Origin of the sequence: Allomuricauda sp. NFXS6, from assembly GCF_040148835.1 — a bacterium.
GTDB lineage: Bacteria > Bacteroidota > Bacteroidia > Flavobacteriales > Flavobacteriaceae > Flagellimonas.
The window spans coordinates 459989-473970 of record NZ_JAGEMG010000002.1 but is presented as its reverse complement, the minus strand read 5'-3'; the positions used below and the strand labels follow the sequence as shown (position 1 = coordinate 473970).

15 protein-coding genes are annotated in these 13982 nt (G+C 42.0%); 10 read left to right on the top strand and 5 right to left on the bottom strand.

The window, feature by feature from the left end; genetic code table 11:
* Positions 1-96 precede the first annotated feature (96 nt).
* Complete coding sequence (locus J4E06_RS05340) at positions 97-408, top strand: hypothetical protein (protein WP_349523001.1); 312 nt, start codon at positions 97-99, stop codon at positions 406-408.
* Positions 405-704, top strand: coding sequence for a type II toxin-antitoxin system RelE/ParE family toxin (locus J4E06_RS05335; protein ID WP_349523000.1), 300 nt, complete (start codon positions 405-407; stop codon positions 702-704). Before J4E06_RS05340 ends, J4E06_RS05335 begins: the two co-directional genes overlap by 4 nt.
* A gap of 38 nt (positions 705-742) precedes the next feature.
* On the opposite strand, the gene J4E06_RS05330 is transcribed toward J4E06_RS05335, so the two are convergent.
* Positions 743-1072 (bottom strand): hypothetical protein, encoded by a 330-nt coding sequence (locus tag J4E06_RS05330; protein WP_349522999.1) that lies wholly within the window; start codon positions 1070-1072, stop codon positions 743-745.
* A gap of 247 nt (positions 1073-1319) precedes the next feature.
* On the opposite strand from J4E06_RS05330, the gene J4E06_RS05325 reads away from it, so the two are divergent.
* From J4E06_RS05325 to J4E06_RS05315, 3 genes are all read left to right on the top strand, one after another.
* Positions 1320-1481 (top strand): C1orf53 family protein, encoded by a 162-nt coding sequence (locus J4E06_RS05325; protein ID WP_349522998.1) that lies wholly within the window; start codon positions 1320-1322, stop codon positions 1479-1481.
* 60 nt (positions 1482-1541) lie between these two features.
* Entirely contained in the window at positions 1542-2123 is a 582-nt protein-coding gene (locus J4E06_RS05320) for a DUF4136 domain-containing protein (protein ID WP_349522997.1), read from the top strand.
* 394 nt (positions 2124-2517) lie between these two features.
* Positions 2518-4269 (top strand): aromatic amino acid hydroxylase, encoded by a 1752-nt coding sequence (locus J4E06_RS05315; protein WP_349522996.1) that lies wholly within the window; start codon positions 2518-2520, stop codon positions 4267-4269.
* On the opposite strand, the gene J4E06_RS05310 is transcribed toward J4E06_RS05315, so the two are convergent.
* From J4E06_RS05310 to alaS, 4 genes are all read right to left on the bottom strand, one after another.
* On the bottom strand, positions 4237-5949 hold the full coding sequence (locus J4E06_RS05310) for a M1 family aminopeptidase (protein WP_349522995.1): 1713 nt from the start codon (positions 5947-5949) through the stop codon (positions 4237-4239). The genes J4E06_RS05315 and J4E06_RS05310 overlap by 33 nt on opposite strands.
* Before the next feature lie 55 nt (positions 5950-6004).
* A complete protein-coding gene (locus J4E06_RS05305; RefSeq protein ID WP_349522994.1) occupies positions 6005-6619 on the bottom strand; it encodes a DUF4230 domain-containing protein in 615 nt (204 codons plus the stop codon).
* A gap of 163 nt (positions 6620-6782) precedes the next feature.
* Positions 6783-7742 (bottom strand): GSCFA domain-containing protein, encoded by a 960-nt coding sequence (locus J4E06_RS05300; protein ID WP_349522993.1) that lies wholly within the window; start codon positions 7740-7742, stop codon positions 6783-6785.
* A 358-nt stretch (positions 7743-8100) separates the two neighbouring features.
* Positions 8101-10713 (bottom strand): alanine--tRNA ligase, encoded by a 2613-nt coding sequence (alaS, locus tag J4E06_RS05295; RefSeq protein ID WP_349522992.1) that lies wholly within the window; start codon positions 10711-10713, stop codon positions 8101-8103.
* A gap of 104 nt (positions 10714-10817) precedes the next feature.
* On the opposite strand from alaS, the gene J4E06_RS05290 reads away from it, so the two are divergent.
* From J4E06_RS05290 to J4E06_RS05270, 5 genes are read left to right on the top strand one after another with little or no spacing between them, the layout of a single operon-like run.
* Positions 10818-11795, top strand: coding sequence for a M23 family metallopeptidase (locus tag J4E06_RS05290; RefSeq protein ID WP_349522991.1), 978 nt, complete (start codon positions 10818-10820; stop codon positions 11793-11795).
* Entirely contained in the window at positions 11795-12124 is a 330-nt protein-coding gene (locus J4E06_RS05285) for a MerR family transcriptional regulator (protein ID WP_127137505.1), read from the top strand. The genes J4E06_RS05290 and J4E06_RS05285 overlap by 1 nt, the downstream gene beginning before the upstream one ends.
* Positions 12125-12147: 23 nt before the next feature.
* A complete protein-coding gene (locus J4E06_RS05280; RefSeq protein ID WP_349522990.1) occupies positions 12148-12747 on the top strand; it encodes a LemA family protein in 600 nt (199 codons plus the stop codon).
* Positions 12748-12750: 3 nt separating this feature from the next.
* On the top strand, positions 12751-13188 hold the full coding sequence (locus J4E06_RS05275; protein WP_349522989.1) for a TPM domain-containing protein: 438 nt from the start codon (positions 12751-12753) through the stop codon (positions 13186-13188).
* Positions 13169-13957, top strand: a complete 789-nt coding sequence (locus tag J4E06_RS05270) for a TPM domain-containing protein (protein WP_349522988.1) — start codon at positions 13169-13171, stop codon at positions 13955-13957. Before J4E06_RS05275 ends, J4E06_RS05270 begins: the two co-directional genes overlap by 20 nt.
* The last annotated feature ends 25 nt before the right edge of the window (positions 13958-13982 follow it).

The window sequence follows — 13982 nt, the reverse complement described above, 5'->3', positions numbered from 1 at the left end:
GAGAGATCCATAGTTCCGAATCTAGAAAAACACCCACTTTTTGTGTTAAAAATTACTATATATTTGTAAACAAAACAGATACAAATATAAGTTGAAATGTTAGATATCGTCTTAAATTACAAAAGCCTTCTTGAAAACATCAACAAATATATAGAGGAAAGCAAGTTCAAAAAGGAGTACATTATTGATGAGCTTGGTATTTCCAGAGCAACCTTCTACAACAAATTGAAAAAACAAAGTTTTAGCGTTTCCGAAATGATTAAATTAAGCTGTCTTCTTTTTCCAGAGGATGTGAAGGCTTTGGAAATAAAACAGGCTTTGGAACGAAGTCGAAAGGATAGTGCCTCTGGCCTTGTTTTGGAACATAAGTCCGTAATTGATGATGCCAGGAAAAAAATATCCCTGTGAAAGTAGTATGGACCTACGAGGCAAAAAAGTCCTTTGATGACATATTGGACTACCTTATGAATATCTGGTCTCGAAAAGAAGCTTTGGCCTTTATTGATTTAGTAGAAGGAACCATTGAAAAAATACAGCACAACCCAGAACTTTTCAAGATTTCCCGATATAACGAAACAAGCCGTGAAGCTTTCATAACCAAACATACCACAATGTTTTATAGGATTTTGGAAGGATTGATCGAAATCGAGTATTTCTGGGGCAATTTCCAAGACCCCGATAAAATTGACAAGCTTCTGAATTAATCATTGAAAACCAATGCCAAAGTGATTGTCAAGTAAAATTAACGGGTCATGTACTGTAAAAAACCAAATGCCTTGCGTTTGGAAGGGTAGTGCATATCCTTTTCGTTGGCATAGGCCTCACGTTCAAAACTGATGTTCTGGTAGGCGCGGTAACTATCCAAATATAGCACAGTTCGGAACAGCCATTCGGCAACATACCAAAGGTAAAATGGCAATATCAACAGTTCTCGCTGTTGCTTCAGATGGATGCGTTCGTGGTTGATAAGCACCTCATCAGCCTTCAGGGCATCTTCCTTTAGGATAATGAAAGGCCACAGCGAAAGTCCCACATAATTTTTATAGAAGAAATGTTTAAAGACTAGTATCACTTGATTCCTATCCTTTGGTTGGTCCAACAAATATAACAGCAAAAAGTGCTCAATATTGGGCAGTTAGCAGAAAACGATCAACATTTTCGGTGAATAACCTTGTTTCCAACAATATTAAAACCTTCGTCAATTTGCCATGAAAATCGTAAATTTATATAGTAAACCATAGTTTGCTTTTGGGGCAAGCCTCGTATTATTTATCCCGACAACTATGGGGACGATTATCGCGTAAAATGGCGCAATTATTATGAAAGAACACATTCCCTTGGAAGAGGATGATTATTACGTTTCGGAACAAGGATATCGGGTATTTACCGAAAAATACCACCTAAAACGTGGTTACTGTTGCGAAAGTGGTTGCCGCCACTGTCCATATGGATATAACACTAAAACAAATACCCAAAACTAGGTATTCGGCATAATAATTGTGGTTTATTTAATGACATCTCAAGAATTTAAAAAAAGTACTATGAAAAGTTTAAAACGTTTTGCATTGTTTGCCTTCTCCGTTGCTTTATTGGGCTCCTGTAGCTCTGTGCAAGTGATATCCGATTATGATCAAAAAGCTGATTTTAACACCTATAAAAGCTACGCCTTCTACAAAACAGGCATAGACAGAGCCCAAATTTCGGATTTGGATAAGAAAAGAATTTTAAGGGCCATTGAGTCAGAAATGAGTTCACGTGGCTTTGTAAAATCCGACAGCCCGGATGTATTGATCAGCATTTTTACCAAGGAACGGGAACGTGTAGACATCTACAACAACAACTTCGCCTGGGGCGGATGGGGTTGGGGTGGCTTTTACAACCCATGGGCCTGGGGTCCCGGATGGGGCTGGGGCTGGGGAGGCAATAACGTGAGTACCAGCACCGAAGGTTCTTTGTACATAGACGTTATCGATGCCAATAAAAAAGAGTTGGTATGGCAAGGTCGCGGCGTAGGCACCTTGAACAATACCAAAAACATTGAAAAGAAGGAACAACGCATCAAAGAATTTGTTACTCAGATTCTAGAGGAATACCCACCAGCCACGGTTGTGGCCGTAAACTAAAAAAACAGGAGGTTGCCTAAAAAGCATTGAAATGCGTCATTCTGAATTTATTTCAGAATCTCATCATACTGATAAACCAATTGTTTTGAGAACCTGAAAAAAGTTCAGGTTGACGGAAACCTAATTTTCAGGCAACCTCTTTTTATTACCCTTAACTTTCCTTAAGAGAAATTCCACGCTCTATTTCGTATCTTTAAGTCGCACAAAGGTTGTCGCGTCCAATGAATGCTCCTAATTATCAAAACCGTCAATTCGAGTGAAATTCCAAAGAAATTTTATATCGAGAATCGGTTTTGAGGATTTGAAGTTCTAGTTCTCGATACGATTTTTACAAAATCACTCGAACTGACACACTTCATTCATATGACATAACAACTTAGATAAAATTAAATGTATGAGCTACGAATCCAATCCCATACTGGACAAACTGCCGAAGCACCTTAAACAATTCATAAAACCACAAAATTATGAATCCTACACGGCGATCAATCAAGCTGTTTGGCGTTATGTGATGCGCAAAAATGTGGATTACCTCAGCAAAGTCGCCCATAAATCCTATGTGGATGGCCTAAAAAAAACAGGGATTTCCATTGACCACATTCCCAATATGTACGGGATGAACCGCATCCTAAAAGAAATTGGATGGGCCGCGGTCGCGGTGGATGGTTTTATTCCTCCTTCCGCTTTTATGGAGTTCCAAGCGTACAATGTACTCGTGATCGCTTCGGACATTCGTCAGCTTGAAAATATTGAATACACCCCAGCTCCCGATATTATTCACGAAGGTGCGGGACACGCTCCCATCATTGCCAATCCCGAATACGCGGAATACCTGCGCCGTTTTGGAGAAATTGGTTGCAAGGCGATTTCCAGTGCCAAGGATTACGATCTGTACAATGCGGTGCGACACCTTTCCATCATCAAAGAAGCGAATGGCACCCCACAAAGTGAAATTGACGAAGCCGAAAAACATATAGAACACCTCCAAGAAAATATGGGCGAGCCCAGTGAGATGGCCCTCATCCGAAATCTGCATTGGTGGACCGTGGAATATGGTTTGATAGGAACGGTGGACAACCCAAAAATTTATGGCGCCGGACTACTGTCATCCATTGGGGAAAGTACGTGGTGCATGACGGATAAAGTGAAAAAGATTCCATACTCCATTGAAGCAGCTCACACGGAGTTTGACATCACCAAACCACAACCACAACTCTTTGTGACGCCAGATTTTGCCTTCTTGAGTCAGGTTTTGGAAGATTTTGCCAATACCATGGCCGTGCGAACCGGAGGGCTTTCCGGAATTAAAAAATTGATCGGTTCCAAAGCATTGGGCACCATCGAACTGAGCACGGGACTGCAAATCTCCGGAGAGTTCAGCAATGTGATTGAAAGCGAAGGAAAACCCATATACATTCAGACCACAGGCGGGACAGCTTTAGCCTACCGTGAAAAAGAATTGGTAGGTCACAGTACGGCTCACCATGCCGATGGTTTTGGTTCCCCGATCGGTAAATTAAAGGGCATCAACATTGCCATTGAAAATATGGGTCCCCGAGACCTCAAGGCCTATAAAATTTATGAAGGCGAACAAATCGCTTTGGAATTTGAAGGAGGCATCAAAGTGGAGGGAACCATTGTAACGGGCACTCGAAACTTAATGGGTGAAATCATTCTCATCACTTTTGAAAATTGCACGGTTACCCACGGTGACAACGTCTTGTTCCAACCAGAATGGGGATTGTACCATATGGCAGTCGGGCAAAAAATTGTTTCTGCCTATAATGGTCCGGCCGACTTAAACAGTTTCGACCTTATGACACATCAAATTACGGAAAGCACCATCAAATCCAAGAAAGATGAAAAAAGATTGGAGTTGGAGCGGTATTATGAGCAAATCAGGCATTATAGAGAAGGAAAAAACACTACGGTTTCCAGAACCAAAGTATTCCAGGCCCTAAAAAAAGATCATCCGAAAGACTGGTTATTGCCAGTGGAGTTGTACGAACTTGCCAAACAAGACAACAACCAAGAATTTCAACAGGAGATTTTGCAACACTTGGAAAACATAAAACGGGACAACCCCAAGGTGGGTCATCTGATTGATGATGGTCTACAACTGGTCGACACTACCTTGGTTAGCTAAAAACCCAACTTTTTCAATATTCCTTGCAGTAGGCTTCAATTGTGGTATTGCGGCTTTGGTCACAGGATAAAAGGAAATGTTGAGTTCTTCACCATTTCTTCTTAGCCCCAACTCCACTTGGCGCTCAATATTGCCTTGCCAAATACTTCGAGAAAACACTTCGTCACCTGCGCGAACACCAGCTTCCCAAGCTTTACTGCCCTCAATAACGCTTGCAATCCCCTTTCTGTCCTCCGTAAATTCAAAACCCAGCTCGTAAACATCACTTTCGGCACTGTATTCCAAACCAAGCTCTTCAAATAGGGTTCCCAAATCCATTTTTTGGCCATCCTCGATATATTTTTTGAAAACCACATCAAAACCTTCATCCCAATAGGAATTCATCACCTCGTTGAAATACGCATGAGTCAGCTTTTGACCCTTGGTGGTCGCATCGGCATAAATTTGATGCATCACATCATCCAAACTTTGTTTGCCGTCACTTGCCTTTAGAATTTCTTCATCCAAATAAAAAGCGAAAATCGTGCCCCGCCAATAAGGGAGTTTGGAGTATTCATAGTTGGTCCAAAAATTATCATAATTGATTTCGGCATTGGGCGCCTCCCCTACCGATGAAGTATATAGATTACGAATGGTTCGGTTGAATTCATCAATAAAATAATCCCCGTCAAAACCATTGATTTTGCTCTTCGCAATGTTTTTGTAGGTGTAATATTCCGTAAATCCTTCACTGAACCAATATTGCTCCTCTTCGTTCTCATTTTTGATGGTATGCCCTATCCAATTGTGCATCAATTCGTGGTTGAAGAGATATACCAACTGTCCAATATCCGTTAAATCGTTATTGGAAACCGAAGTGGCAAAAGAATTGGTGAGCCCGGTCCCTTGAAAACTGCTCCCGTTTTCTTGCGGAAAGGGCTGCATCGTCACGGTAAAGTATTTCTGGGAATGGTCGTTCCAAAAATTTCGTTGATAGGTCAACGTTTCCTCCAAAACCTCGAAAACATCTTTATCCCTAAACGGAATCCATTCGCCACGCATGGCCAAACTGATTTGATTGCCTTGGATATCGCCATTGAAGATTCTAAAATCACCTCCAACAAAAATGGCGCTTCCAAAAAGCTCTAGGTCCATCCCCTCTAACAATTGTACTTTTTCTTGACTCGAAAAACTGTTATGAATGGTGTATTCCTCTGGAAAAGCAGACCAATCCAGAACAATGTCCAAATTCTCTTCCGTATTTTCGGGCACCATAAACATATTATGCGAAAACAGATGGAAATACTGTTTGCTGATAATAGGGCGGTAAATTTTGCTGGTTGAAATTTCACCCTCAAAATCTTGTTTTAAGAAATACTCAAATTCCAGTTCTTTCTCACCTTTTGGATGCATAAGTACGATCCGGCTGCTATCCGCGTCTTTTTCAACAACCCCCTCAACATTCAACAATTGCATTTTACCCAACGATTTAAAGAGGTCTTCCTGTCCCCACGCATCATTCGGAAATGAAAGGGTTGTCGTACCATCGGAATCGGCATCCAAGGTCATTTTGATTTTAAGTTGTGGGATGCTGTCGACCACTACGGGAGAAATCTCATAACTGATATCCGATTCGGGTTGTTGCTGACAGGAAAATAAAAATATGGCTAAAAGGGCGGTTAGCAGTACTCTTTTAAACATGGTTTTGATTGATTGATGTACCTAATAGACGCATCAAACGGCAAAATGTGACAGCTTAATCCAAAAAAGTTTTTAACTGCTCCGTGTTTTCCAAGGGAATATCGTTGTAAACCAAAGTCCAGCCCATCGTATGGGTCAATACCAAAATCCGTGAAAGTTCACTGATCAAGCGATTTTCTGCATTGGATCTCAAAGAGGAGGCTTCGATTTTTTTCATTAAAGAAGCGTTTACATTTCTTTTGATGGCATTGTAGTCACCTGCATTAAAGGGGTTCAGGTAATCTGCGGTAACATCGTAGTACTCAAAATCGGGACTTATTTTTATTTCCGGTTCGGGAATCCGTGTGATTGTGAGCACTTTGTTTTTCTCATCAACCTCATAATTAATTTTGGATAGATCATAAGCAATGGACACATCAGCATTGACCACCACCAACGCCTTTTTGTATGCCGTAACCAACGGACCGAACAGTTCTTTGGAATCTTTGTAATTGTACACCTCGGCAAAATGCCCTTCGGTAACCACCAACTTGGATACATTTCGTAATTCCTGTTGAATCAACATGGAACTTTCTTCCAGAATTGATTTTTGTTCACGGTCATCCGTGCACGATTTATAGATCAAAACCGAAGCCAATGCCAATACTGCTCCAAATAATACTTTCTTCATAAAGAACTCATCTTGAATTGTCCATATTCGCTGCAAATTTATCTTTTATCCCCATTCTTCGTCTTTTTAATCCTTCCGTAGCCCTGCTATGCAACTCAAAAAATCCTTCAACTGGGCACAAAATCTTAAATTCTCGCTTTAATCTCACAGTTCAACACGAGTTCTATTCAAATTTCATGAAAGGATACCTTTCTTGAAGATACGTAATTTTTGTACCGAGCGATGTCTTGAACTTTTGATGCGCTTCGGAATCGGGGTTAAAGGGTCGGTGCAGCAAGCCTTTTTGAACAGCTTCTACCTTATCCATAACAGGGTAAGCCTCTTCCGCTATCCACACCCATTTGAAGCGCTCCCAAATGTAAGCGACAGCCAATTCGTTGGGATGCACCATATCTTTCCCGTAAAAGCGATAATCGCGGAGTTCATCCATCATAATTTCGTAGGATGGAAAGTAGGACAGTTCTCTCGACTGCGCTCGAGATGACAAAACGGAATGTATCGCAGTAATCAAATGCGCCTTGCTTCGTTGGTTTTCCACAAAACCATCTTTTACATGGCGAACGGGCGAAATCGTGAAGATGACCTGTGCTTTGGGATTCACTTTTTGAATCAATGTCAGCACATTTTGAAGACTGACTTCAATGTCTGCAACGCTCAATAATTTTTTAGTGAATTCCTTCTGCGGAACCTTATGGCAATTGGCTACTGTTTTTCCTGAAGCCTGCTGCTCATAAACCCAAGCCGTTCCCAAGGTGATGATAATGTGGGAAGAAGTTTCCAGATTTGTTTTAGTTTCTTTCAACCTTTGGTTGAGCAGTTTCAACAATGCTTCGGGATTATCGGAACGCAATTCGGAATGGGCATCAAAACAGTGCCAAATGCCATCTTGCTCAAATATTTCTTCTTGCTGATACGTTTTTCCTTCAAGGGCTCTTTGCGCCAAATTTTCAATAGCAAGTGGATGAAACAATATCCCAAAGGGATTTTGCAGTTGCTGGAACTTGAAGTATTCCAGCTTAGCGCCTATATTTTCGACAAAACAAGAACCCAAAAGCACCAACTTGCTTTGATAATCGATGGGATTATCGCTGGGTGTTAAAGGTATCTTGGTTTGTAGTTCCATTTGTTCGGCTAAAAATGTAAGTTCGAGCGCGGTTAAGTATTAAAAATGCAAGTTCAAATCCATTACAATTGAAATTCGTCAGTTCGAGTCCCGAAAGCTTTCGGGAAGAACCAGACATTATTTTATAATCAAATCTCGATGACTCCTTCGACTGCGCTCAGGGTGACATCTCAATGTAAAATCTTAGTTAATGCTCTATTTCAATATGATTGAAATTTGTCAGTTCGAGTGATTTTTGTTTCAAAAATCGTATCGAGAACCAGAATTTCAATTCAACCCCCAATTCTCGATACAAAATTCCTTCGGAATTTCACTCGAATTGACGGGTTTTGGCATATGAAACCTCCAGTACTACAAGTTATTTAATATATGCTCTTACATTATTGAGCGCATCGGAAATCCCAGCAGGATTCTTACCTCCAGCAGTCGCAAAGAACGGTTGTCCACCGCCACCACCCTGGATGTATTTGCCTAGTTCACGAACGATGGTTCCGGCATTTAGGTCTTTTTCGGCCACCAAATCCTTAGAGATATAGCAGGACAATATGGCCTTGCCATCTTTTTCCGAAGCCAAAAACAGGAACAAGTTATCTACCTGACCGCCCATTTCAAAAGCAAGGTCTTTTATACCCCCAGCATCCAAATCCACTTTTTTGGCCAAAAATTGGATCCCGTTTACATTTTCCAGTTCCGCGATCAACTCATTCTTGAGTCCTTTGGCTTTATCCTTCAGCAATTGCTCTACTTGCTTTTTCAGGGCAAGGTTTTCTTCTTGCAAACTGGCAACCGATTTAACAGGATCTTGCGAATTTTTCAACATATCCTTAATCTCAAAAAGCATTCGGTTATTGTTGAAATAAAAATCTTTAACGGCATCTGAAGTAATCGCTTCGATTCGGCGGATTCCGGCAGCAACAGCTCCTTCAGAAACGATTTTAAAATGCCAGATATCGGCTGTGTTTTTTACGTGCGTTCCGCCACAAAGCTCAATGGATTGTCCAAAACGGATGGTACGAACAGTATCTCCGTATTTTTCCCCGAAGAGCGCCATTGCACCTTGCTCCATCGCCTCTTTCATCGGGACATTGCGGCTTTCTTCCAAAGGAAGGTGCCCATCAATCCGTGCATTGACGAAATTCTCAACTTTCCTGAGCTCTTCTGTAGTCAACTTGGAAAAGTGGGAGAAATCAAAACGTAAATATTTGGAATGTACCGCAGAACCTTTTTGTTCCACGTGAGTGCCCAACACCTCGCGCAAAGCTTGATGCAACAAGTGCGTAGCAGTATGGTTGCACGCAGTTCTCCAACGCTGCTTTTCGTCCACCACCGCTTTAAAAGAACCTGAAACATCTTTTGGCAACGACTTGGCAAAATGAACAATTTCGTTGTTCTCACGTTTGGTGTCCACAATATAGGTTACATCACCATTAGGAGCCTCTAGATAACCTTTATCCCCAACCTGACCACCTCCTTCGGCATAAAACGGGGTAAGATTGAACACCAATTGATATTGGTCGCCTTCTTTTTTACTGGTCACTTTTCGGTATTTCACCAACTTCACCTCAGCTTTGAGACTATCATAACCAATAAATTCCTGCTCCGTATCGGTCATCAATATGTTCCAATCGTCTTTGGAAACTTCAGAAGCTGCTCTGGAGCGGTCTTTCTGTGCTTTCAAGGCTTTTTCAAACCCCTTGGTATCCAATTGATAGCCTTTCTCTTCCAAAATCAAGGCAGTCAAATCTATCGGGAAACCAAAAGTATCGTACAATTCAAAGGCTTTTTCACCTTCAATAGTTTTGTCCTTGGATGACTTTATCACAGAATCCAACAACACCAACCCTTGCTCCAAAGTGCTCAAGAAAGAGCTTTCCTCTTCTTTGATCACGTTTTCTATCAACTGATATTGTTCCTTCAACTCTGGGAAGGCTTTGCCCATTTGTTCGCTCAACACCTTTACCAATCTGTAAATAAAGGGTTTGTTGGTATCCAAAAAGGTGAATCCGTAGCGAATGGCACGGCGTAAAATCCTTCGGATGACATAACCGGCACCTGTGTTGCTCGGCAATTGCCCATCGGCAATGGAAAAGGCGACAGCTCGAACATGGTCAGAAATAACACGGATAGCAATATCGGTTTCTTCGTTGGTGCCATATTTTTTTCCCGTGATGATTTCCACCTCACGAATAAGCGGGGTAAAAACATCGGTATCGTAATTGGATTGCACCCCTTGAAGCACCATGCAGAGGCGTTCAAAGCCCATTCCTGTATCGATATGCTTTTCGGGGAGTGGTTCCAGACTTCCGTTGGCCTTGCGATTAAACTGCATAAAAACCAAGTTCCATATTTCCACTACTTGCGGGTGGTCTTGGTTCACCAATGAGGCACCATCCACTTTTTCTTTGTCCTCCTTAGATCGAATATCCACATGGATTTCCGAACAGGGTCCGCAAGGGCCTTGATCGCCCATTTCCCAAAAATTGTCTTTTTTATTCCCTTTTATGATTCGGTCTTCGGGCACAATCGCCTTCCACAAATCGTAGGCTTCTTGATCAAGCGGTAAATTATCCTCTTCGCTTCCTTCAAAAACCGAAACATAAAGACTGTCCTTATCTATTTTGAAAACCTCGGTAAGCAATTCCCAAGACCATGCAATGGCTTCTTTCTTAAAATAATCCCCGATGCTCCAGTTCCCCAACATTTCGAACATCGTATGGTGGTAGGTATCCTTCCCCACTTCTTCCAAATCGTTGTGCTTTCCGCTAACCCGAAGGCATTTTTGAGAATCGGTGAGCCGTTTGCTCTTTGGAACGGAATTCCCTAAAAAGTATTCCTTAAACTGGTTCATGCCCGCATTGGTGAACATCAAGGTCGGGTCGTCCTTCATCACCATGGGAGCGGATGGTACAATTTTGTGGTTCTTTTCTTTAAAAAAGTTTAAAAACTGGTTTCTAACTTCTTGGGATGTCATTGAATTCCTAGGGTTTTCTTAAATTTAACACTTTAAGCAAAACAATTTTTATATTTGTTTGTTCTGATTAAAATGAGTGAGCAAAAATAGGATAAAATCCATTCATGTCTAAAGTAAAGTACTATTACGATCCGGATACACTTTCGTACAGAAAGATAGAACCGAAGAAATCCAAAAGATACAGGAATATTTTCCTGTTCTTGCTCGGCTCTGCGCTATTCGGTTTTATTGGATTGATTATTCTTTTGAATACCCGTTGGGTCAACACTCCCAAAGAACTTTCCTTGGAACGTGAGGTTCGGAACTACGAACTGCAATATGATATCCTGAGTCGAAAAATGGACCAAATGGAACAGGTTTTGGCCAACATTGAAGACAGGGACAACAATATTTATAGATTATATTTTGAAGCGAACCCGATACCCGAAGAGCAGCGAAGAGCTGGTTTTGGAGGGGTCAACCGCTACAAAGACCTGGAGGGCTTCAACAACTCTGAAATTATTATCGATGCCACCAAACGGTTGGACATTATTCAAAAAGAAATGGTGATACAATCCAAATCCTTGGACGAAATTGCCAAACTGGCGGAAGAAAAGGAGAAATTATTGGCTTCCATTCCGGCCATACAACCTGTTAGCAACGAGGACCTTACCCGAATGGCCTCTGGTTACGGTTGGCGATCCGATCCATTTACCAAAGCTCGAAAAATGCACTGGGGAATGGATTTTACAGCACCACGAGGCACTCCAATCTATGCCACTGGGGATGGAAAAGTGGTCCGTGCCGACAATAGATCTTCAGGTTACGGAAAGCACGTTCGTATCGACCATGGTTATGGCTATATTTCCTTGTACGGACATATGAGCAAATATAATGTTACCGTAGGTCAAAAAGTAAAACGAGGCGATCTTATCGGTTTTGTCGGCAGCACGGGGCGTTCCCAAGCACCGCACGTGCACTACGAGGTCTTCAAGGACGGTGAACGCATCAACCCCATTAACTTCTACTATGGAAGTTTATCGGCTGAAGAATTTGAGAATATGCTCAGGTTGGCAAATCAAGAGAATCAATCGCTGGATTAATGCACGTAGATCTACCCGAAAAAAGATATTATGGCATTGGAGAAGTCGCCAAGGCCTTTGGGGTGAACACCTCCCTGATTCGTTTTTGGGAAAAAGAGTTTGATGTGCTCCAGCCCAAAAAGAATGCCAAGGGCAATCGCAAGTTTACGCCTCAGGATATTCAAAACCTTCAATTGATCTATCATTTGGTGAAGGAACGCGGATTTACGTTGGAAGGTGCCAAAATCCATCTGAAAGAGGAAAAACAAAAAGCCCTTTCCAATTTTGAGGTGATTCAAAAACTGCAAAAAGTGAAAGCTGAGCTTCTGAAAATAAAAGAACAACTATAAACAAACACTAATACTACAGGAAAATGAAAAAATGGTTAATACCACTAATAATTGTTGTCATCATTGCCTTTGGTCTCTACCAATGGGCAGTCAGCTTCAACAATACAGCCGTGCAATATGAAGCCGATGCCAAAACAGCTTGGGCCAATGTGGAAAGCTCTTACCAAAGAAGAAACGACCTCATCGGTAATTTGGTGAAAACCGTTCAAGGTGCTGCCGATTTTGAAAGAGGTACTCTGACCGATGTTATCGAGGCGCGCGCCAAAGCGACATCCACCAATATTGATGCAAACAACATTTCTCCGGAACAATTGGCCGAATTTCAACAAGCCCAAACCGGGTTGTCCTCTGCCCTTTCCAGATTATTGGTTACGGTAGAACGGTATCCCGAATTAAAGGCCAATCAAAACTTTTTGGAACTGCAATCACAGTTGGAGGGTACCGAAAATAGAATCAATGTAGCACGGGACAGATACAACGAATCTGTAAACATTTATGATGTTCACATCTCAAAATTCCCGAACAAAATACTTGCCGGCTGGTTTGGTTTTGAGGAAATGCCCAGATACTCAGCTGATCCAGGTTCCGAAAATGCTCCTGATGTGAACTTCGAATTTGATTAAATTATGTCGCACGTAGAAGAGTTTTTGACTGCAGAGGAAGAAACTGATATTGTAAATGCCATTGTCGAAGCCGAAAACAATACTTCCGGTGAAATACGGGTTCATATTGAAGGGACCTCAAAAATAGATCACTTTAGCAGGGCACAACAGGTGTTCCACTTCCTTAAGATGGACAACACCAAAGAAGGCAATGGCGTATTGCTTTACGTGGCCGTGGATGACAAAAAATTTGTAATCTATGGCGGCGAAGGGATTGACAAGGCGGTACCCAAAGGGTTTTGGGACACTACCAAAGATGTAATCGCCTCCCACTTTAAAAAAGGAAATTTTAAACAAGGTATCGTTGATGGTATCCTGATTGCGGGCAAGGAATTGCAAGCCCACTTTCCCTGGGACCACGAGGACACCAATGAACTTAACGATGCGATATCCAAAGGGTAGTTTTTTACTATTTTTTTTATGTGCTTCCCTTGCTTGGGGACAATTCACCATACCCGACAAACCGCAAAAAGAGACCAGTGTTTACGATTATGTAAACTTGTTGTCTCCATCGCAGAGCAATGCCTTGGAACAAAAACTGGTTCGGTATTCCGATAGTACTTCAACACAAATAGTGGTTGCCATTATTAGCTCCACCGAAGGTGAACAGATCAACTATTTGGGGGCACAATGGGGACAAAAATGGGGCATTGGACAAGCTGATGAAGACAATGGTGTTCTTATTCTACTGGCCAGGGACGACCGTAGAATTGCCATCAACACTGGCTATGGCGTAGAAGGCAGTCTCACCGATTTGATGTCAAGACGAATTATCGAAACCGTGATCATTCCAGAATTTAAAAAAGGTGATTATTATAGTGGTCTGGACAAGGGTTCCGATGCCATTTTTAAAGTACTTACGGGTGAGTTTACCGAAGACCGTACCTTTGGTAATGGTAAAAAATTCCCTCTTGACGCCCTTTTTCCCATCATCATTTTTATTGTCATTATCATTATTTTATGGAGCCGTAAGAACAAGGGCGGCAGAGGTCCAGGTGGTCGCAGGGGCGGCGGACTTGACATTTGGGATATGATCATCCTCAGCAATATGGGTCGCAGCTCAGGTTCTTCCGGAGGATTTGGAAGCGGAGGAAGCTTTGGCGGTGGCGGTTTTGGTGGCGGCTTCGGCGGAGGTGGCTTTGGCGGAGGCGGTGCTTCTGGTGGGTGGTAATCCAATAAAAAGCAACTAAAGCAGT